Annotated in this window: 16 protein-coding genes and 1 rRNA gene; 10 read left to right on the top strand and 7 right to left on the bottom strand. The window is 66.8% G+C overall.

The annotated features are described in order from the left end of the window. The first annotated feature begins 51 nt into the window (after positions 1 to 51). From AC56DV_RS08550 to AC56DV_RS08520, 7 genes are read left to right on the top strand one after another with little or no spacing between them, the layout of a single operon-like run. A complete protein-coding gene (locus AC56DV_RS08550; RefSeq protein WP_496313879.1) occupies positions 52 to 1,872 on the top strand; it encodes a methyl-accepting chemotaxis protein in 1,821 nt (606 codons plus the stop codon). A 10-nt stretch (positions 1,873 to 1,882) separates the two neighbouring features. Then, positions 1,883 to 2,365, top strand: coding sequence for a chemotaxis protein CheW (locus tag AC56DV_RS08545; protein ID WP_496313878.1), 483 nt, complete (start codon positions 1,883 to 1,885; stop codon positions 2,363 to 2,365). Next, positions 2,362 to 3,666: a CheR family methyltransferase gene (locus tag AC56DV_RS08540; RefSeq protein WP_496313877.1), complete on the top strand. Its 1,305-nt coding sequence runs from the start codon at positions 2,362 to 2,364 to the stop codon at positions 3,664 to 3,666. Before AC56DV_RS08545 ends, AC56DV_RS08540 begins: the two co-directional genes overlap by 4 nt. A 10-nt stretch (positions 3,667 to 3,676) precedes the next feature. Next, positions 3,677 to 4,360, top strand: coding sequence for a chemotaxis protein CheW (locus AC56DV_RS08535; protein WP_496313876.1), 684 nt, complete (start codon positions 3,677 to 3,679; stop codon positions 4,358 to 4,360). Then, positions 4,357 to 6,693 (top strand): hybrid sensor histidine kinase/response regulator, encoded by a 2,337-nt coding sequence (locus tag AC56DV_RS08530; protein WP_496313875.1) that lies wholly within the window; start codon positions 4,357 to 4,359, stop codon positions 6,691 to 6,693. Before AC56DV_RS08535 ends, AC56DV_RS08530 begins: the two co-directional genes overlap by 4 nt. Then, complete coding sequence (gene cheB, locus AC56DV_RS08525) at positions 6,690 to 7,712, top strand: chemotaxis-specific protein-glutamate methyltransferase CheB (RefSeq protein WP_496313874.1); 1,023 nt, start codon at positions 6,690 to 6,692, stop codon at positions 7,710 to 7,712. Before AC56DV_RS08530 ends, cheB begins: the two co-directional genes overlap by 4 nt. Before the next feature lie 17 nt (positions 7,713 to 7,729). Next, positions 7,730 to 8,749: a diguanylate cyclase gene (locus AC56DV_RS08520; RefSeq protein WP_496313873.1), complete on the top strand. Its 1,020-nt coding sequence runs from the start codon at positions 7,730 to 7,732 to the stop codon at positions 8,747 to 8,749. Here the strand turns inward: AC56DV_RS08520 and murB are convergent. Then, positions 8,746 to 9,774: a UDP-N-acetylmuramate dehydrogenase gene (gene murB, locus AC56DV_RS08515; RefSeq protein WP_496313872.1), complete on the bottom strand. Its 1,029-nt coding sequence runs from the start codon at positions 9,772 to 9,774 to the stop codon at positions 8,746 to 8,748. The two genes, AC56DV_RS08520 and murB, sit on opposite strands and share 4 nt — an antisense overlap. A 152-nt stretch (positions 9,775 to 9,926) precedes the next feature. Here murB and AC56DV_RS08510 point away from each other — a divergent pair, with 152 nt between their 5' ends. Next, positions 9,927 to 10,412 carry a YajQ family cyclic di-GMP-binding protein gene (locus AC56DV_RS08510; protein WP_025595779.1) on the top strand — a complete coding sequence of 162 codons (486 nt, stop codon included), beginning with the start codon at positions 9,927 to 9,929 and terminating at the stop codon, positions 10,410 to 10,412. A 90-nt stretch (positions 10,413 to 10,502) separates the two neighbouring features. Next, positions 10,503 to 11,762 (top strand): nitronate monooxygenase, encoded by a 1,260-nt coding sequence (locus AC56DV_RS08505; RefSeq protein ID WP_496313871.1) that lies wholly within the window; start codon positions 10,503 to 10,505, stop codon positions 11,760 to 11,762. A 61-nt stretch (positions 11,763 to 11,823) separates the two neighbouring features. Here the strand turns inward: AC56DV_RS08505 and AC56DV_RS08500 are convergent, their stop codons facing one another. The 5 genes from AC56DV_RS08500 to AC56DV_RS08480 form a co-directional block, all read right to left on the bottom strand. Continuing rightward, entirely contained in the window at positions 11,824 to 12,762 is a 939-nt protein-coding gene (locus AC56DV_RS08500; RefSeq protein ID WP_496313870.1) for an exopolyphosphatase, read from the bottom strand. Positions 12,763 to 12,838: 76 nt separating this feature from the next. Further along, entirely contained in the window at positions 12,839 to 13,597 is a 759-nt protein-coding gene (locus AC56DV_RS08495; protein WP_496313869.1) for a phosphatase PAP2 family protein, read from the bottom strand. Further along, positions 13,590 to 15,227 carry a phosphoethanolamine transferase gene (locus AC56DV_RS08490; RefSeq protein ID WP_496313868.1) on the bottom strand — a complete coding sequence of 546 codons (1,638 nt, stop codon included), beginning with the start codon at positions 15,225 to 15,227 and terminating at the stop codon, positions 13,590 to 13,592. The genes AC56DV_RS08495 and AC56DV_RS08490 overlap by 8 nt, the downstream gene beginning before the upstream one ends. Positions 15,228 to 15,323: 96 nt before the next feature. After that, positions 15,324 to 16,583: a sensor histidine kinase gene (locus AC56DV_RS08485; protein ID WP_496313867.1), complete on the bottom strand. Its 1,260-nt coding sequence runs from the start codon at positions 16,581 to 16,583 to the stop codon at positions 15,324 to 15,326. After that, positions 16,580 to 17,272: a response regulator transcription factor gene (locus tag AC56DV_RS08480; protein WP_496313866.1), complete on the bottom strand. Its 693-nt coding sequence runs from the start codon at positions 17,270 to 17,272 to the stop codon at positions 16,580 to 16,582. Before AC56DV_RS08480 ends, AC56DV_RS08485 begins: the two co-directional genes overlap by 4 nt. A 138-nt stretch (positions 17,273 to 17,410) precedes the next feature. Between AC56DV_RS08480 and AC56DV_RS08475 the strand changes: the two genes are divergently transcribed. Beyond that, positions 17,411 to 19,750: a glycogen debranching protein gene (locus tag AC56DV_RS08475; protein WP_496313865.1), complete on the top strand. Its 2,340-nt coding sequence runs from the start codon at positions 17,411 to 17,413 to the stop codon at positions 19,748 to 19,750. 173 nt (positions 19,751 to 19,923) lie between these two features. Here the strand turns inward: AC56DV_RS08475 and rrf are convergent. Next, a 5S ribosomal RNA gene (gene rrf, locus AC56DV_RS08470) occupies positions 19,924 to 20,025 on the bottom strand; the annotation flags it as partial.

The following is a 20,025-nucleotide window of genomic DNA, read 5'->3' as shown; positions in this document are numbered from 1 at the left end:
GGACGCGGCCCATGGCAGAATGGCGTATTGCCATTGGAATACGGAGAACATATGCTCAAAGACCTGAGTATCAAGAAGAAACTCTACTTCGGCTTTGGCGCCATTCTCGCCATCATCACGCTGCTGCTGCTGGTGGCCTACAACAATTTCAACCGCCTGTCCGAAGCGAACGGCTGGGACAGGCACACGATGGACGTGCTGCTGGCGATCGACCGCGTCAGCAACGACATACTGGAAGTGCAGGCCGAATCGCGCGGCTACTACCTGACCGGCGACCCGGCGCGCGCGGCGCGCATCAAGGGCGAGCTGGAAGAGGTGTCGGCCTCGCTGCTGAAGGCGCGCGAACTGACCCGCGACAATCCGGCCCAGCTGGCCCGCCTGGACAAAGTGCGCGTGCAGGTCGACCAATGGGTTAAGGGCGTGATCGAGCCGCAAGTGGCGCGCCGCGCGCAACTGGGCGACGCGCCCGGCGCGGCGGACGCCATCGGCCGCGCACCGGAGTCCCAGCTCAGGCAAGGCAGCCCGCTGATCCGAGCCGTCCACGAAGAGCTGGAGGCGGCATCGGCGGAGGAATCCCGGCTGCTGGCGGTGCGCACCCGGGAGTCCGCCGAGCTGCAGCGCTCCATGCTGGTGGTGCTGCTGGCCGGCGGCGCCGCGTGCATCGTGCTGGGCGTGATGATCGCCTATGTGCTGTCGCAGGCGCTGATGGCGCCGCTGACCAACCTGACCCAGGCGGTCGGCCGCATCGCCGCCGGCGAGCAGTCGGCACGCGCCGCCGTCATCTCAGGCGACGAACTGGGCCAGGTCACCACGGAATTCAACCGCATGGCGCAAGCCATGCAGGACAGCCAGGCCAGGGAACTGGCCGACACCAACCTGCTGCGTTCCAAGGTCGATTCGCTGCTGGCGGTGGTGTCCAAGGCCGCTTCCGGCGACCTGACCGGCAAGGTCACGGTGGGCGGCGGCGACGCCATCGGCCAGCTGGGCCACGGCCTGGCCACCATGTTCGACAACCTGCGCGCGCTGCTCAACAATATCCAGAAGGCCGGCATCCAGGTCACCACCTCGGCCACCGAGATCGCCGCCTCGGCCAAGCAGCAGGAAGCGACCGGCGTGGAGCAGGCGCAAACCAGCGTGGAGGTGCTCAGCACCACCAAGGAAATCTCGGCCAACACCGCGCAGTTGCTGCAGACCATGGAAGGCGCCACCGCCGTGGCCGACTACACCACCAGCGCCACCGCCGAGGCGCAGGACAACCTGAAACGCATGGACGAGACCATGCAGCACATGGTGTCGGCCACCGATTCGATCAGCGCCAAGCTGGCCGCCCTGTCCGAGAAGGCCAGCAACATCAACAGCGTGCTCACCACCATCACCAAGGTGGCCGACCAGACCAACATCCTGTCGCTGAACGCGGCCATCGAGGCCGAGAAGGCCGGCGAGGCGGGACGCGGCTTCTCGGTGGTGGCCACCGAGATCCGCCGCCTGGCCGACCAGACCTCGGTGTCGACCTGGGACATCGAGCAGATGCTCAAGGAGATGCAGTCGGCCGTCTCGGCCAGCGTGATGGGGATGGACAAATTCTCCGAGGAGGTGCGCCGCAGCGTGGGCGAAGTGCGCCAGGTGACGGACCAGCTGTCGGGCGTGATGGTGCAGGTGCAGAAACTGGCGCCGCAGTTCGACGCCGTGCTGCAGGGCATGCAGTCGCAGGCGGTGGGCGCGCAGCAGATCACCGAGACCATGATGCAGCTGAACGACGCCACCCAGCAGACCGTGGAATCGCTGAGGGCGACCAGCGAAGCGGTGCACCAGCTGCAGTACGCGGCCGGCGACCTGCAGGCCAGCGTGGCCAACTTCGCCGTGACGGTGTAAGGCGCACTCCATGAAACTGCTGGTATTCCACATCGGCCAGGACCGCTACGGGCTGCGCCTGAACGTGGTGCAGCGGGTGCTGCCGCTGATGGAACTCAAGCGCCTGCCGCTGGCGCCGCCCGCCGTGGCGGGGCTGATGAACCTGCACGGCCGCACGGTGCCGGTGATCGACCTGGCCCGCCTGGCCGGCGGCGCCGCCAGCGCGGAGCACGTGGACACCCGCATCGTGGTGGTGGACTACCCCACGCCGCAAGGAAGCCGCGCGCTTGGCCTGCTGGCCGAACGCGTGCTGGGGGTGCAGGAGGTGGCGGGCCATGCGCTGGCAGACAGCGGTGTGCAGGCCGCGCCCTTCCTGGGCGACGTGGCGGACGACGGCGCCGGCATCGTGCAGCTGGTGGAGCCGGAGCGGCTGCTGCCGCCGGACCTGCGCGCGGCGCTGTTCCAGGCCGCCGAAACCGGAGCCGGAGCCGGGACCGGAGCGGCCGCGCCATGAGCGCCCAGGCCATGCTGCGCCGGGTGACCGGGCTGACCGTATCGAAGTCGGCGGCCGACCGCGCCATCCGCGAACGCATGGAGCTCACCGGCGAGGTCAATCGCGAGCACTACCTGGCCACGCTGACGCCGGAAGAATTGACCGAGCTGGTGGAACTGGTGGTGGTGCCGGAATCGTGGCTGTTCCGCGATCCGCAGGCGTTCCAGGTGGCGGTGGAATTCGTGCAGGAGCGGCTGGCCCGCCGTCCCGCCGGCGCGGCCGCGCGCCCGGTGCGCATCCTGTCGGTGCCGTGCGCCGGCGGCGAAGAACCGTATTCGCTGGCCATGGCGCTGTGCGACGCGGACGTGCCGCGCAGCGCCTTCAGCATCGACGCCTGCGACCTGAGCCCGGGCTGCGTGGCCCGCGCGCGCAAGGGCGTGTACGGCCGCAACGCCTTCCGCGCACAGGACCTGGCCTTCCGCGAGCGCCACTTCACCAGCGTTGGCAACGACGAGTATCTGATCAGCGATGCCATACGCGCGCAGGTGCGCTTCAGCCAGGGCAACCTGCTGGAGCTCGACGCGTGCGGCCGCCGCTACGACATCATCTTCTGCCGCAACCTGCTGATCTACTTCGACAAGCCGACCACCAAGGCCGCCATCGAACGCCTGTCCGCGCTGCTGGCCGACGACGGCATCCTGTTCGCGGGCTACGCCGAAGTGCCCTCGTTCACGCACCACGGCTTCGCGCCGCTGCCGCACCGGCAGGCCTTCGGCTTGAGGAAAGACACGCCGGCCCCTGCGCCGGCCGCGCCTGCAAAAACGGCGCCGTCCGCCATCCCGCCGTCCTTCGCCGCCGAGCGCCGCAAGGTCGCGCGGCCAGCGCGCGCCGCCGCGCGCACGCCCGCCCCGGCGGCGGCCACGCCCCCGGACCGTCCGCAGCCCGCCGCCAGCCGGGGCAAGGCGGCAGCGGCACAACCCTCCCCCGCCGAACTGCTGGCGCAGGCGCGCGAGCTGGCCGACCGTGGCGAAAGCAAGGAAGCGGCGGCAGCCTGCCAGGCGGTGCTCGCGGCGGCGCCGGAAACCGCCGGCGCCTACTTCATACTCGGCATGCTGAGCGAGCACGCCGGCCAGACCGCGCAGGCCGAGGAGCACTGGCGCCGCTGCATCTATCTGCAGCCCGACCACTACGAAGCCCTGTGCCACCTGGCGCTGCTGGCCGAGCAGTCCGGCAACAGCAGCGGCGCGGCCACGCTCAAGGCGCGCGCCGCGCGCATCTACCAGCGCCAGCAAACGAACCGCGCCGTAAGAGCAGAACCATGAGAGCTGCCCCATGATGACCATCGCCGAACAATCCATCCAGGACATCAACGACTGCTGGAACCGCATCGGCGTGTCCGGCGACCATAGCTGCGCCAAGCTGCAGCAGTTCGTCCACTGCCGCAACTGCGACGTCTACGCCAGCGCCGCCCAGCGCAACCTGCAGCGCCCGGTGGACGCGGCCTACAAACAGGACTGGGCCGAGCACTTCCGGCAGCCCGAAGACAACCGCGCCCAGCTCGACAGCTCCTGCCTGGTGTTCCGCATCGGCCGCGAGTGGCTGTCGCTGCCCACGTCCGTGTTCCTGTCGGTGGCGCCGCAAGCCGCGCCGCACCGCCTGCCGCACCGCAACGCGCGCGGCCTGGCCGGCGTGGTCAACGTCGGCGGCAAGCTCTATCCCTGCATCTCGCTGGCCGCCCTGCTGGAAGTGGACGAAACGGAAAGCGTGGCCCGCACCGGCCGCCACACCTTCGCCCGGCTGCTGCTGGTGCAATGGGAGGGCCAGCCCTACGCGCTGCCGGTGGCCGACCTGCACGGCATCCTGCGCTACGCGTCCGGCGACGTGCTGGCGCCCGCCGCTACCATCAACAAAGGCTTGTCGCGCTACCTGACCGGCGTGATCACGCACGACGGCATGCAAATCGGCTGCCTCGACGCCGGCCTGCTCGGCTACCAACTTGCAAGGACGCTGCGATGAGCCAGGACAATAACGGCGACCTGAGCCAATTCTCGATGCAGGAGCTGTTCCGCATGGAGGCGGACGCGCAGACGGTGATCCTGACCGACGGCCTGCTGGCCATGGAGCGCCACGGCGGCGACGCCAGCGCGGTCGAACCGATGATGCGCGCGGCGCATTCGATCAAGGGCGCGGCCGCCATCGTCGGCCTGGACGTGGTGGTGCAGCTGGCGCACGGCATGGAGGACGCCTTCATCGCCGCCCAGCATGGCAAGCTGAAACTGACGCCCAACCGCGTCGACGTGCTGCTGGCGGGCGTGGACCTGATACTGCAGGTGTCGCGCCTGGATGACAACGGCGTGGCGCCCTGGCTGGCCGCCAACGGCGCGCAGATCAAAAAGACCATGGACAGCATCGCCGGCATCGCCTTCCTGCCGGAGCCGGTGGACAGCTACGCCAGCCCGCCGCCGCCCGCCGCCGTGGCCATTCCGATGACAGAGCCCACACCCCCGTCCGCCCCCGCCGCCGCGCCGACGCCGCCCGACATCGCCGCGCTGCTGGCCGACATGGCCGCCGTGGAAACCGAGGAACCCGCCGTTGTCCCCGGCGCCCGCGTCATGGCGCCGATGAAGGCCGCGCAGAACTTCGACCGCCTGCTGTCGCTGGCCAGCGAATCGCGCATCAACGCGCACCAGATGCACCCCATGCTGCAAGCCATGCAGCGCTTCAAGCGCAACCAGGCCAGCCTGTTCACGGTGATCGAGCAGCTGCACGAAGCCGTCTCCGGCAGCGCCGACGCCGGCCTGAAGGAAAAGTCGCTGCTGGCCCTGCAAAAAACCCAGCCCCTCAAGCAGTTCGTGCTGGAGCAGATTGCCGATTTCGAAAACTGGGAACGCCGCCTGCTCACCGTGTCGCAGAACATGGTGGACGAAGTGCTGGCGCTGCGCATGCGCCCCTTCCGCGACGGCGTGCAGCACTTCCCGCGCATGGTGCGCGACCTGGCGCGCAGCCTGGGCAAGGACGTCCAGCTGCGCATCGACGGCGAGGATACGCTGGTCGACCGCGACATCCTGGCCAAGATCGAAAGCCCGCTCAACCACATGCTGCGCAACGCCATCGACCACGGCATGGAGCCGGCCGCAGAAAGGGTGGCGCTCGGCAAGCCGGCCACCGGCGCCATCTTGCTCGAGGCGCGCCACCGCGCCGGCATGCTCAGCATCGAGATCAGCGACGACGGGCGCGGCGTGGACCCGGAAAGAATCCGCAGCACCGTGGTCGAACGCAAAATGGCCAGCGCCACCATGGCCGCCGCCATGTCGCAGGCCGAGCTGCTGGAGTTCCTGTTCCTGCCGGCCTTCAGCCTGAAGGAAAACACCACCGAGATCTCCGGGCGCGGCGTGGGCCTGGACATCGTGCACGACACCATCCGCCAGCAGAACGGCACCGTGCGGCTCGAGTCCGAGCAAGGGCTCGGCTTCCGCAGCTACATCACGCTGCCGCTGACGCAGTCGATCGTGCGCGCGCTGGTGGTGGACATCAAGGGCGAGGCCTACGCCATCCCCATCGTGAAGGTGGAACGGGTGATCAAGGTGCCGCAGGCCGACATCCACACGCTGGAGAACAAGCAGTTCTTCGACCACGCCGGCGAGCACCTGGGACTGGTGTCGGCGGCCCAGGTGCTGGAACTGGGCGACAGCGGCGCCACCGAGGCCGAACTGCCGGTGGTGCTGATCGGCACCGGCATGCGCCGCTACGCCATGGTGGTGGACGCGATACGCGGCGAGCAAAGCCTGGCGGTGCAGGCAATCGACCCGATCTTCGGCAAGATGCGCGACATCTCCGCCGCCGCCCTGCTGGACGACGGCGAGCCGGTGCTGATCCTGGACGTGCCGGACCTGCTGCTGTCGATCGACAAGCTGCTGCACGAAGGCGGCCTGCACCAGCTGGCGCGCGGCAACCGCGGCGAGAAGCGCCGCATGAAGCGTATCCTGGTGGTGGACGACTCGCTCACGGTGCGCGAAATGGAGCGCAAGCTGCTGGTCGGACGCGGCTTCGAGGTGGACATCGCCATCGACGGCATCGACGGCTGGAACGTGGTGCGCAGCGGCGACTACGACCTGGTGATCACCGACGTGGACATGCCGCGCATGGACGGCATCGAACTGGTCAACCTGATCAAGAAAGACCTGCACTTGCACAAACTGCCCGTGATGATCGTGTCGTACAAGGACCGCCCGGAAGACCGGGCGCGCGGCATGTCGGCCGGGGCCGACTACTACCTGACCAAAGGCAGCTTCCACGACGAGACCCTGCTCGACGCCGTGGCCGACCTGATAGGGGACGCACGCAAATGAAAATCGCCATCGCCAACGACGTCGCCATGGCAGCCGAAGCGCTGCGCAGGGTGGTGGCCAGCACCCTGGAACACCAGGTGCTGTGGATCGCCCGCACCGGCGTGGAAGCGGTGCGCATGTGCGCCGAAAACCGCCCGGACCTGGTGCTGATGGACTTGAACATGCCGGAACTGGACGGGGTGGAGGCCACGCGCCAGATCATGGAGCAGAGCCCGTGCGCCATCCTGGTGGTGACCGGGCGGCCGCAGGACAACGTCAACCAGGTGTTCCGCGCGCTGGGCGCCGGCGCGCTCGACGTGACCGCCACCCCCATGCTGCAAGGACGGGCCGACGGCGCGGCCGAACTGCTGGCCAAGATCAAGACCATGGACAAGCTGATACGCCACAGCGGCGGCAGCCAGGCCATGCAGCCGCGCAGCGCCGCCGCGCCCGAGCGCAGGGAAGCCCCGGTGACCAAGCTGGTGGCGATCGGCGCGTCCACCGGCGGTCCGCTGGCGGTGTCCAAGATCCTGGCCGGCTGGCTGCCGCCGCCCGGCTGCGCCATCGTGGTGGTGCAGCATATCGACGAAAACTTCGCCGAGCACTTCGCCAAGTGGCTGGGCGAGCAGCTGCAGATGCCGGTGCGCGCCATCGAGCACGGCGACGAGCTGGCGCCCGGCACGGTGCTCATCGCCAAGAGCAACGACCATCTGGTACTGGATAAAGACTACCGGCTGGGTTACGATGCGACACCGAAGGACTATGCCTACCGGCCTTCGGTCGACGTGTTTTTCCGCTGCGTGGCGCAGCACTGGCGCGGCGACGCGGTGGGCGTGCTGCTGACCGGCATGGGCCGCGACGGCGCCGAAGGCCTGCTGGCCATGCGGCGCGCGGGCCATACCACCATCGCGCAGGACCAGGCCAGCAGCGCGGTGTACGGCATGCCGCGCGCGGCGGCCGAGCTGGATGCAGCACAGTTGGTGCTGCCGTTAGATAAGATCGGCCCCATGCTGCGCAGCACCACCGGCAGCCGGGGCTAGCAACCAAGAGAGCGTCAATGTCTGAAAGCTTTTCCGTTCCAGCCGAGCTGGAACCGGCCCTCACCGCCTTCAAGGTGCGCGTCCTGCTGGTGGACGACCAGCTGATCATCGTCGAGGCGGTGCGCCGCATGTTCAGCGACCAGCCCGACATCGAATTCCACTACGTGACCGACGCCACGCTGGCGCAGCAGACCGCCGGCCAGCTGCAGCCCACCGTCATCCTGCAGGACCTGGTGATGCCATCGGTGGACGGCTTTGCGCTGATCCAGGCCTACCGCGCCGACGAACTGACGCGCCAAGTGCCGGTGATCGTGCTGTCGGCCAAGGAAGACCCCAAGCTCAAGGCGCACAGCTTCGCCGTGGGCGCCAACGACTACATCGTCAAGCTGCCGGACAAGCTGGAACTGCTGGCGCGCGTGCGCTACCACTCGGCCGCCCACATCAGCCGGCTGCAGCGCGACCAGGCCTTCCGTTTCCTGCGAGAGAGCCAGAAGAACCTGGCCGACGCCAATATCGAACTGCAAAAGCTGGCCGCGCTGGACGGCTTGACGGGCATCGCCAACCGGCGCCGCTTCGACGAGACCATGAAAGTGGAATGGCAGCGCGGCCAGCGCGAGCGCCAGCCGCTGTCGCTGCTGCTGTGCGATGTGGACTTCTTCAAGATCTACAACGACACCTTCGGCCACCTGACCGGCGACCTGTGCCTGAAGAAGACGGCGGCGGTGCTGACCGCGCACTTGAAGCGCCCGGCCGACCTGGCGGCGCGCTACGGCGGCGAGGAATTCGCCATCGTGCTGCCGGACACCCGGCTGGAAGGCGCGCTGGCGCTGGCGCAATCGTGCGTGCAGCACCTGGAAAAGCTGGCGATCGACAATCCGCAGGCCACACCCTACGGCGTGGTGACGATGTCGATCGGCGCGGCCAGCGTGGTGCCCTCGCCGCACTCCACCATCGAGGAACTGATCGAAAGCGCGGACCGCGCGCTGTACACGGCCAAGAAGACCGGCCGCAACCGCGTGGTCTCGGCCGCCGGTTAAACGAACACCGGCTCGGGCTCCAGGCGCACGCCGTAACGCGCCTGGACGTCGTCCTGGATCGCCTGCGCCAGGCGCTGCACGTCGGCGCCGGTGGCGCCGCCCCGGTTCACCAGCACCAGCGCCTGTTTCTCGTACACGCCCGCCGCACCCAGGCTGCGGCCCTTCCAGCCGCACTGGTCGATCAGCCAGCCGGCCGCCAGCTTCTCGCTGCCGTCGGCCTGCTTGTGGTGCACCAGCGCCGGGAACCGCGCCAGCAGCTGCGCGCACTGTTCGCCGCTGACCACCGGATTCTTGAAGAAGCTGCCCGCGTTGCCGATGTCCGCCGGGTCCGGCAGCTTGCGGCGGCGCACGGCGATCACCGTGTCCGCCACCTGCTGCGCGCTGGGGCTGTCGAAGCCCTGCTCCGCCACCGCCTGCGCCAGTTCGGCATAGCGCAGGTTGGGCTGCCAGGCGCGCGGCAAGGCGAAGGTGACGCCCACGATAATCAGGCCGCGCCCCGCTTCCTGCTTGAACACGCTGTCGCGGTAGCCGAAGCGGCAGTCGGCCGCGTTCATCTCCACCAGCCGGCCGCCGGCCGGATCGTAGGCGGTCAGGCTGTGGAAGTAATCCTTGGTCTCCGCGCCGTAGGCGCCGATGTTCTGGATCGGCGCCGCGCCCACCGTGCCGGGGATCAGCGACAGGTTTTCCAGCCCGTCCAGGCCGTGCGACAGGGTCCACTGCACGAACTGGTGCCAGTTCTCGCCGGCCGCCGCGCGCACGTGGTGGTGCGTGGCCGTGCCTTCCAGCACCTCGCGGCCGTGGATGGCGATGTGCAGCACCAGGCCGGGGAAGTCGCCGGTCAGCAGCAGGTTGCTGCCGCCTCCCAGCACCAGGCGCGGCAGCGCGGCCAGCGCGGGATCGGCCAGCGCCGCCTGCAGCTGTTCCGCCGAGGCCACCCGCAAATAGGTGGCGGCCTGGGCGTCGATGCCGAAAGTGTTAAGCGAACGCAGGGAGTAGTTGTGACAAAGGGGGAGGTTCAAGTGCATGGCCGGGTCAGGTTTTTGGTCGATTATAGTGGGAAAGTCGAAAAATCACGTCAAAAACGACCGAGCGTTCGGTCCGTTGTCCGTTAAAATGGCACATCTTTTTACGCGGCGCTGCACCATGGGCGCCACCGCACTAATTAAAGGAAAGCAACATGCCGTCGTTTGATGTAGTCTCCGAAGCCGATATGATCGAAGTGCGCAATGCCGTCGATCAGGCAAAGAAGGAAATCACCACCCGTTTTGACTTCAAGGGCAGCAGCGCCAATGTCGAACAAAAGGAAGCCGAACTGACCGCCTACGCGGATTCGGATTTCCAGCTGACCCAGGTGAAGGACGTGCTGATCAACAAGCTGGGCAAGCGCAACGTGGACGTGCGCTTCCTGGACGAGGGCAAGATCGAAAAGATCGGCGGCGACAAGGTCAAGCAGGTCATCAAGATCAAGAACGGCCTGGAAACCGAGGCGGCCAAGAAGATCACCCGCATCATCAAGGACAGCAAGATGAAGGTGCAGGCCAGCATCCAGGGCGAATCGGTGCGCGTGACCGGCGCCAAGCGCGACGACCTGCAGGCGGCCATGGCCATGCTGCGCAAGGAAGTCAAGGACACCCCGCTGGAATTCAACAACTTCCGCGACTGATCTTCCCCCAGGATACCGACCCGGTGCGCCCGCCGCACCCTGCCGCGGGCCGCTCCGGCCCGGCGGCGCCACGTAGTTAAGGACTGTGCAATGAAACGAGTAGACGACTTCCGCCTGCGCTTTGGCGACAAGGAATACGTACCCATCATGATAGGCGGCATGGGCGTGGACATTTCCACCTCCGAACTGGCGCTGGAGGCGGCCCGGCTGGGCGGCATCGGCCACATCTCGGACGCCATGGTGGAAGACGTGTCGGACCGCAAGTTCGACACCACCTTCGTCAAGGACAAGACCAAGCTCTACAAGTACAACATCTTTAACATGGACAAGGCCGTGGTGCAGTTCGACCTCGAGCGCCTGGCCGACGCGCAGCGCCGCCACATCGGCAGCACCATGGCGGCGAAGAAAGGCCCCGGCCTGATCTTCGTCAACTGCATGGAAAAGCTGACCATGAACGGCCCCAAGGAAACCCTGCGCACCCGCCTGAACGCGGCGCTGGACGCCGGCATCGACGGCATCACGCTGTCGGCCGGCCTGCACTTCGGCTCCTTCGCGCTGATGGCCGACCATCCGCGCTTCCGCGAAGCCAAGCTGGGCATCATCGTGTCGTCGGTGCGCGCGCTGCAGATCTTCCTGCGCAAGAACGCCAAGCTGAACCGCGCGCCGGACTACGTCATCGTCGAAGGCCCGCTGGCCGGCGGCCACCTCGGCTTCGGCATGGAAGACTGGAAGGACTACGACCTGCACACCATCGTGGCCGAAGTGCTGGCCTACCTGAAGAACGAAAACCTGGATATCCCCGTGATCGCGGCCGGCGGCGTGTTCACCGGCAGCGACGCGGTGTCCTTCCTGGAAGCGGGCGCGGCCGGCGTACAGGTGGCCACCCGCTTCACGGTGACCAAGGAATGCGGCCTGCCGGAGAAGGTCAAGCAGGAATACTTCAAGGCCAGCGAAGAGGACATCATCGTCAACGGCGTGTCGCCCACCGGCTACCCGATGCGCATGCTGAAGAACACGCCGGCCATCGGCGCCGGCATCCGCCCCGGCTGCGAATCCTACGGCTACCTGCTGGACGCCACCGGCAACTGCTCCTACATCAACGCCTACAACCGCGAAGTGGTCGCCAACGGCGGCAGCGACAAGGGCATTTCGGTGATGGACAAGACCTGCCTGTGCACCCACATGCGCAACTTCAACTGCTGGACCTGCGGCCACTACACCTATCGCCTGAAGGACACCTCGCACAAGAAGGAAGACGGCACCTACCAGCTGCTCACCGCCGAGCACGTGTTCAAGGACTACCAGTTCAGCACCGACAACCAGGTCGCGCTGCCGGAAAAAGAAGCATAAAAAAAGGCACCTCAGGCGCCTTTTTCACGTCCGGGGCGTGCAGCCCGCGTCCGGGCCCTTCTCAGCCCTCGTGGGTAATGCGCGTGATCAGCGCGCCCAGCACGTCGTCGGCGCGTTCATTGTCCACCTGGCAGGTGCCGGCGTTCTCGTGCCCGCCGCCGCCGTATTCCAGCATCAGCGCGCCGATATTGGTCTTGGAGGTGCGGTTCAGGATCGACTTGCCGGTGGCGAACACGGTGTTCTGGTTCTTCAGCCCCCACAGCACGTGGATGGAGATATTGGTCTCCGGGTACATGGCGTAGATGATGAAGCGGTTGCCGGCGAAGATGGTCTCTTCCTTGCGCAAATCCAGCACCACCAGGTTCTGGTGGATGGTGGAGCAGCGCCGGATCTGGTCCTTGCACTTCTCGCTGTGCTCGAAATACAGCTCCTTGCGTTCCTTCACGTCCGGCAGTTCCATGATCTGTTCGATCGTGTGGTTCTTGCAGTAGTCGATCAGGTCCATCATCAGGTTGTAGTTCGAGATGCGGAACTCGCGGAAGCGGCCCAGGCCGGTGCGCGCGTCCATCAGGAAGTTCAGCAGGTCCCAGCCCTGCGGATTGAGCACTTCCTCGCGGTTGAACTGGGCCGAATCGCCCTTGTCCACCGCCGCCATCATGCCGTCCCACGACGCCGGGAAGGCCTTCAGCCCGCCGTAGTAGTCGTATACCACGCGCGCGGCCGACGGCGCTTCGGGGTGGATGATGTGGTTGCCGCGTTCGCCGGTGTTGCGGATGGTTTCCGACAGGTGGTGGTCGAATGCCAGGTGCGCGCCCGCCACGTAGGGCAGATTGGTCGTGATGTCCTTGTCACTGATCGCTATCTTGCCGTCTTGCATGTCCTTGGGGTGGACAAACAGGATGTCGTCGATCATGTCCAGGTGTTTCAGGAGCACAGCGCATACCAGGCCGTCAAAGTCGCTGCGGGTTACCAGGCGAAATTTTTTTGCTTCAGCTGACATGGGATACCTTTTCGTTGAGTGACATGATGAATAATACAACTCAACTCCCCGGCTTGCCCAGCACTTTGCCCGCTACTTATGCGGTGGATCCGGCCGCGTCGGCGACCTGCCTGCCGGCCCGCAGCACCCGGTGCGCGGCCAGCAGCGCGGCCAGCACGGCGCAGGCGATCCACATCGACCACAGCGTGTGGGTAAGGAAGTGCGCTCCCCGCATCTGTTGCATCCAGCCCACGGCGGCGCCGAAGCCCAGCGCCGCCAACGCCACGCCGGCCGCCTTGCGCGCATCGTGCGGCAGCCAGAACACGGCCAGCCCCACCAGCCACAGCGCGCTGGACGCGTGCCCGCCCGGCAGGCAGTGGCCGGACTCCACCCAGCGCGGCATGTGCTCCAGCAGGCGGTAGTACGGCTGGTAGCCGCCGTAGCGCTCCAGCTCCCACGGGCAGTGCGAGCGGCTGGCGCGTTTCAGCATGGAAGTGAGCAGCGGCACCAGGATCACGCAGCACGACAGCAAGCCCAGCCGCAGGCGCCACCAGGCCGGCAGCGCCCCGCCGCGTCCCAGCCGCCCCTGCAACCGCCGTTGGAGCATATCCCAGGCGCAGGCCGCCAGCGGCACGGCGCCCAGCAGGGTCAGCAGCGTTTTCAGCATGCCGTGGCCGAAGCGCTCGGTGAGCCAGGCGTGCTGCCAGGGGAATTCGTGGACGCGGAAGTCGAACATCCTGTCGGCCAGCAGCAGGTCGGCATCGCCCATGCCCAGCAGCAGGATCACCAGCGCGGCCCCCGCCAGCAGCCACGCAATCCGCCGCAGCGCGGGCCAGCCCAGCAGCTCCTTATCCATGGGTGCAGGCGTTGAACATGTCCAGCGCGGGATTGTAGACGGCCGTGCTCACGTCCAGCATGCCCAGCACGGAATGGAACACGTTATCGTGCGAGAAAGGCTGGCTGGCGCGCGCGGCCAGGCAGCGGCGGTCGATCTTGAAGCGTTCCGCGTAGCGGTCCGAGAACCACAGCATGAAGGGCACGCGGCGCTGCTCGGGCGGCGAAATGATGTAGGGCGCGCCGTGCAGGTACATATTCTTCTCGCCCAGCGATTCGCCGTGGTCCGAGAAATACATCATGCCGGTGTCCACGCCGTCGTCGGCGCTGCTTTGCTGCAGCAGCTTGATCACCTTGTCGAGGAAATAGTCGGTGTACAGGATGGTGTTGTCGTAGGCCGCCGTGATCTGCTCCCGCGTGCACTTCTCGAGTTCGTTGGTCTCGCACACCGGGCCGAACTTGCCGAAACCGGCCGGATAGCGCTTGGCGTAGGCCGGACCGTGGCTGCCCTTCTGGTGCAGCACGATGACCAGGTCGTTCTTCGCCGCGCGGATCAGCTCGGGCAGGCGTTCCAGCAGCTTCTCGTCGTAGCACTCCTCGCTGGTGCACAGCGGATCGCCGGCCACCGGCTGCGACCAGTCCTCGTAGGCCACGCGCGCGCAGGTGCCCTTGCAGCCGGAATTGTTGTCGCGCCACAGCACGTCGAAGCCGGCGTGCTTGAGCACGTCCAGCAAGCCTTCCTGGCCCTGCGCCCTGGTGTCCGTATAGTTTTCGCGGCCCAGGGCGGAGAACACGCAGGGCACCGACACGGCGGTGGCCGTGCCGCACGAGGACACATTGCTGAAGTTGATCAGCCCCGGCTGCTGCGCCAGCAGCGGGTTGGTGTTGCGCCCGTATTTGTTGAGCGAGAAGTTCATCGCGCGCGCGGTTTCGCCGACCACCAGCACGGTGACGGTGCGGCGCGTCTGGCCGGCCCAGGTGACGCTCCTGGCGGCGTCCCGGCCCAGCGGCGCCACCACCTGCGGCTTGGCCCATTTCTGCTTCAGGAAACTGTTGGCGGCCTGGATGTAGTTGGTGGGGGTCAGCAGGAAGCGCAGTTCGCGGTGCTCGCGCACGGCCGGCGCGTAGCTTTTGAAGAACAGCAGCAGGATGGCGGCCGCCAGCAACAGCGAACCGGTGAGCACGCCGGCGTTGGTCAGCAAGTGGCGGCCGGGCGGCGCAAACGTCAGCCTGGTGCGCGCCACCAGCAGGGCCGGCAGCACGCCCAGCAAGCCTATGGTCAGCAGCATGTTCAGGCTGAACAGTTCGCCCGCTTCGCGCACGTCGGTTTCCACCACGTTCTGGATCATGGCCCGGTCGATCTGGGTGCCGTACTCGTTCATGAAATAGGTGGCCGCCGAAGTGGCCAGCAGCAGCGCGATGACGACGGGCTTGATGAGGAAGCGGAAATTGACCAGGCTCAGGCAGGCGTTGAAGGCCAGCACCAGCAGCAGGAAGGTGGCCACCAGCAGCGGCAGGTTGGCCACGCTGAAACCGCCGGTGGCCAGCAGGAAGCGTTGCCAGAAGCTGTGGTTGTAGGCCGCCACCAGGAAGGCGGACGCGGCCAGCGTGAACATGGGCGCGCTCAGGCGCGGGGCGAATTTGACAGTCACAAGGTTTCCAGAGGGCATGGCGAAGACAGGGCCACTATAGCCAGCAGGCGGTCAAACCAGCGTCAACGCGGCGTTAAGGCCGCGTTAAACCTTGCGTTATTTTTCTGCAAATCGGATCACAAAGATGCTGCCGCCGCCGGGCCGGTCTTCCAGCGCCAGGCTGGCGCCAAGGTAGCCGCAGATGCGCCGCACCAGGGCCAGGCCAAGGCCGGTGCCGGCCGAACCGGCGCCCCCGGCAGCCGGCACGCCCCCCTGCTCCGCCCCCGCCAGCGCCGCGCGCACGGCGGCCGGCAAGCCCGGACCGGTGTCTTCCACGCTCACGCTGCGCGGCCCCATGCGCACGGTGACCGTGCCGCTGTCGGTGTACTGGCAAGCGTTGCGCACCAGGTTGCCGATCGCGCTCATGCACAGCTCGCGCGGCGCGCGCACGGCGAAGGTGCCGGCACTGCCGGGGCCGCCCTCACCCTCAAACACCAGCCGCACCTGGCGCGCCGCCACCAGGTGCTGATAGCGTTCCGTTTCCCCCCGCGCCACCTGGCCGATATCGACCTCGGCCTGCTGCTCCAGCTGCGGTGCGCGCGCCAGCAGCAGCAATACCGTCACGCACTCGGCAGCCTCCTGCGCGGCGCGGTAAATGCGCGCCGCCTGCGCGTAGCCGGCGCCGCCCTCGCCCTGCGCCATGATCACTTCGGCCGCGCCCATGATGACGGTCAGCGGGCTGCGCAGTTCATGGCTGACGTCGCCGGTGAAGAAACGCTCGCGCTCCAGCACGTCGCGCAGCTGCGCGGTATGGGCGGCGAAGGCGCGCGCCAGCACGCCCAGCTCGTCCTGGCGGTCCTGCAGCGGCAGGCTGGGACTGTCGGCCCGCACCGCCTCGGCCAGGTCCGTGATCGGCGTCACCAGCCGGCGCGCCACATAGCCGCCCAGAAAATAGGAGAACAGCAGGAAACCGACAAAGCCGACGGCGAACACCGAATACACCACCAGCTCCACTTTTTCGTAATCGCTTTCGTGGTCCACCGCCACGTAGTCGCCCATCTCGTCGTGCCCGGCCAGCACGTGCAGGCCGACGCCGTCCACCGTTTTTTCCTGCACGCCGGGCGGCAGGCCGCGCAGCGACTGCGGAATCTCGGCGCCGCGGTGGAAACTGAGCCCGGCCGGCATTTCCACCGGCAGGTTGCCGGCCTGGCGCGGCGCGGCCCACTCGGCCACTTCGCGCAGGCGGTTGTCGACCAGGTGCTCCTCGATGCCCTCCACCGCGAAGGCGGCGATCAGCGCGAAAAACAGCACGAAGCCGAAGGAATACAGCGTGTAGGCGACAACGATATGGCGCCGCAGGGAATTGGCCGCCGTCATTGCGGCTCTCCTTCGTGGCTCACCAGTTTGTAGCCGATGCCGGGCACGGTGCGCAGCATCGGGAAGGGAAAGGGCTTGTCCAGCGCCTGGCGCAGCGCGTGCAGATGGGTGCGCAGCGCATCCGAGTCGGGGCGGTCCTCGCCCCACACTTCCTGCTCCAGCATTTCGCGCGGCACCAGGCGCGGCGCCTCCCGCATCAGGCAGCGCAGCAGCACGTAGCCGGTCCTGGTCAGCGCCAGCGGGCGGCCGGCGCGGGTGGCGGTGTAGGTGCTGGTGTCGAAACTCAGCTCGCCCACGCGCAGCACGGACGCCGCCGCGTGACTGCCCCTGGCGCGCCGCACCAGCGCCTTCAGGCGCACCTCCAGCTCCACCAGCGAGAAGGGCTTGACCAGGTAATCGTCGGCGCCGGCGTCGAAGCCGGCCACCTTGTCGGCCACGGTGTCGCGCGCGGTCAGCATCAGTACCGGGGTGGCGTCGTTCAGCTCGTTGCGCAGCTTCTGGCACAGCTCCACGCCGTTCAGGCCGGGCAGCATCACGTCCAGCACCACGGCGTCGTAGCGGTGCTGGCTGGCCAGGCCCAGGCCGGTGTAGCCGTTCACCGCCGAGTCGAGCACATAGCCTTTGGGTTCAAAGAATTCGTACAGGTTGGCGACAATGCCGGGATTGTCTTCGATGATGAGCAGGCGCATCCTGGTATTCTAACTTCCACCCTGCATGTAATGAAACTACAACAACCATGTGCGTGCTCGTTGACGCTTTACGTATACGAGCGTACATTTTTATCGCCGCACAGTAGTAAAAGTACATACTAAAACAACGGAGACTTTATGAAACTACGCCGCACCGCAAGCGCCGCCCTGGGCGCGCTTGCGCTTTCCACCTTGTCCGCCGCGCTGTCCGCCACCTTATTGCTGGCCACGCCCTCCCCGGCCCTCGCCGCCATCAACGCCAGCCAGCTCGGCGCCGCCTATGACGCGGGCAAAACCAGCGTCAACTTCCGCATCTATTCCAGCCGCGCCACCCGCATCGAGCTTTACCTGTACAGCAGCGCCACCGGCACGGCGGAAAAAGCGCGCCTGGTGCTGACCAAGGGCAGCGGCAATATCTGGAGCGCCAATGTGACGGCCGCCGCACTGGCCGGCTACGGCATCACCGGCACGGTCTACTACGGCTACCGCGCCTGGGGTCCGAACTGGCCCTACAACGCAGCCTGGACCAAGGGCTCGGCCACCGGATTCATCAGCGACGTGGACGCGGCGGGCAACCGCTTCAACCCGAACAAGCTGCTGAGCGACCCGTACGCCCGCGAGCTGAGCCATGACCCGACCACGCCAACCATGACCAACGGCACCATTTACGCCAGCGGCGCGCTGTACCGCAATATCGACAGCGGTTCGTCGGCGCCGAAAGGCATGGTGCTGGCCGGCGACACGCAGTCCATCGGCACCAAGCCGACCCGCGCGCTGAAGGACGACATCGTCTACGAAGCCCATGTGCGCGGCCTGACCATGAACGACACCGGCATTCCCGCCGCCTACCGCGGCACCTACAAGGGCGCAGGCCTGAAAGCGGCCTACCTGGCCAGCCTGGGCGTGACGGCCATCGAGTTCCTGCCGGTGCAGGAAACCCAGAACGACACCAACGACGCCGATCCCACCAGCACCACCGGCGACAATTACTGGGGCTACATGACGCTGAACTACTTCGCGCCCGACCGCCGCTACGCCGCCGACAAGACGCCGGGCGGCCCCACCCGCGAGTTCAAGGAAATGGTGAAGGCCTTCCACGACCAGGGCATCAAGGTGCTGATCGACGTGGTCTACAACCATACCGGCGAAGGCGGCGCCTGGTCCGGCAGCGACACCACCACCTACAACGTGCAAAGCATGCGCGGCCTGGACAACCCCACCTACTACTCGCTCACCAGCGACATGCAGTCGTCGTGGGACAACACCGGCGTGGGCGGCAACTACAACACCCGCAACCCCATCGCCCAGAACCTGATCGTCGATTCGCTGGCCTACTGGCGCGACACGCTGGGCGTGGACGGCTACCGCTTCGACCTGGCTTCGGTGCTGGGCAACACCTGCGAACACGGCTGCTTCAACTTCCTGAAGACCGACAGCGCCAATGCGCTCAACCGCATCGTGGCCGAACTGCCGCCGCGCCCCGCGGCGGGCGGCAGCGGCGTCGACCTGATCGCCGAACCGTGGGCCATCGGCGGCAACTCCTACCAGGTGGGCGGCTTCCCGGCCGGCTGGTCCGAGTGGAACGGCCTGTACCGCGACATGGTGCGCTCAAGCCAGAACCAGCTCGGCTCGGTCACCGTCACCACCGGCTCCATGGCCACCCGCTTCGCCGGCTCGAGCGACCTGTACGGCGACGACGGCCGCAAGCCATGGAACTCGGTCAACTTCATCACCGCGCACGACGGCTTCACGCTGAAGGACCTGTACAGCTGCAACAGCAAGAACAACACTCAGCCATGGCCATACGGGGTGAGCGACGGTGGCGAGGACAACAACCACAGCTGGGACCAGGGCAACATCGCAGCCGATCAGCGCAAAGCCGCGCGCAACGGCATGGCCCTGATGATGCTGTCGGCCGGCGTGCCGATGGTGGTGGGCGGCGACGAGGCGCTGCGTAGCCTCAACTGCAACAACAATCCCTACAACCTCGATTCCAGCGCGAACTGGCAGGGCTGGAGCTGGACCACGGACCAGAGCAACTTCCAGAACTTCAGCAAGGGCATGATCGCCTTCCGCAAAGCCCATCCGGCGCTGCGCCCGGCCAACTTCTACTCGGCCGTGGACAACAACGGCAACGTGATGGAACAGCTGCGCTGGTTCAAGCCGAACGGCCAGGTGGCGGACGCGGCCTACTTCAACGACGCGGCCAACCATGCCATCGGCTGGCGCATCGACGGCAGCGAGTTCGGCGACAGCGCTTCCGCGATTTACGTAGCCTACAACGCGTGGAGCGCACAGGTGAACTTCGTGCTGCCGTGGCCGGGCGCCGGCAAGACCTGGTACCGCGTGACGGACAGCTGCGGCTGGGCCGAAGGCGCCACGCAAGTGCGCGCCCCCGGCAGCGAGGACCTGATCGGCGGCGAAAACACGTCCTACGGCTTGTGCGGACGCGGCACCCTGCTGCTCATCGCCAAGTAAGGCAACTCCCTACTTGGGTTATCCCAGGTAGGTGGCCAGGTCGAGTTGGCAGCCTGACAGCCTTCACAGCGGCAGCCAGCTCTTCGGTGATTGCCTTAATTTCCATGCGCAAAGCATAGCAGAAAAGCAAAAAACCCCGCCAGGATCACCTGGCGGGGTTTTTCATATAACTAGCCTGACGATAACCTACTTTCACACTGGTTGCAGCACTATCATCGGCGCAAAATCGTTTCACGGTCCTGTTCGGGATGGGAAGGGGTGGGACCGATTTGCTA

The sequence above is a fragment of the Massilia sp. BGA-UO-ETr-WB1 genome (assembly GCF_059567845.1).
The sequence above is the reverse complement of the archived record's forward strand: the minus strand, read 5'-3'. Positions and strand labels throughout refer to the sequence as shown.

Coding starts and splice junctions, on each gene's coding strand:
- cheB (WP_496313874.1), top strand. CDS start 6,690: ATGAAAATCGCCATCGCCAACGACGTCGCCATGGCAGCCGAAGCGCTG.
- AC56DV_RS08520 (WP_496313873.1), top strand. CDS start 7,730: ATGTCTGAAAGCTTTTCCGTTCCAGCCGAGCTGGAACCGGCCCTCACC.
- AC56DV_RS08530 (WP_496313875.1), top strand. CDS start 4,357: ATGAGCCAGGACAATAACGGCGACCTGAGCCAATTCTCGATGCAGGAG.
- AC56DV_RS08480 (WP_496313866.1), bottom strand. CDS start 17,272: ATGCGCCTGCTCATCATCGAAGACAATCCCGGCATTGTCGCCAACCTG.
- AC56DV_RS08500 (WP_496313870.1), bottom strand. CDS start 12,762: ATGTCAGCTGAAGCAAAAAAATTTCGCCTGGTAACCCGCAGCGACTTT.
- AC56DV_RS08535 (WP_496313876.1), top strand. CDS start 3,677: ATGATGACCATCGCCGAACAATCCATCCAGGACATCAACGACTGCTGG.
- AC56DV_RS08510 (WP_025595779.1), top strand. CDS start 9,927: ATGCCGTCGTTTGATGTAGTCTCCGAAGCCGATATGATCGAAGTGCGC.
- murB (WP_496313872.1), bottom strand. CDS start 9,774: ATGCACTTGAACCTCCCCCTTTGTCACAACTACTCCCTGCGTTCGCTT.
- AC56DV_RS08495 (WP_496313869.1), bottom strand. CDS start 13,597: ATGGATAAGGAGCTGCTGGGCTGGCCCGCGCTGCGGCGGATTGCGTGG.
- AC56DV_RS08545 (WP_496313878.1), top strand. CDS start 1,883: ATGAAACTGCTGGTATTCCACATCGGCCAGGACCGCTACGGGCTGCGC.
- AC56DV_RS08540 (WP_496313877.1), top strand. CDS start 2,362: ATGAGCGCCCAGGCCATGCTGCGCCGGGTGACCGGGCTGACCGTATCG.
- AC56DV_RS08475 (WP_496313865.1), top strand. CDS start 17,411: ATGAAACTACGCCGCACCGCAAGCGCCGCCCTGGGCGCGCTTGCGCTT.
- AC56DV_RS08550 (WP_496313879.1), top strand. CDS start 52: ATGCTCAAAGACCTGAGTATCAAGAAGAAACTCTACTTCGGCTTTGGC.
- AC56DV_RS08505 (WP_496313871.1), top strand. CDS start 10,503: ATGAAACGAGTAGACGACTTCCGCCTGCGCTTTGGCGACAAGGAATAC.
- AC56DV_RS08485 (WP_496313867.1), bottom strand. CDS start 16,583: ATGACGGCGGCCAATTCCCTGCGGCGCCATATCGTTGTCGCCTACACG.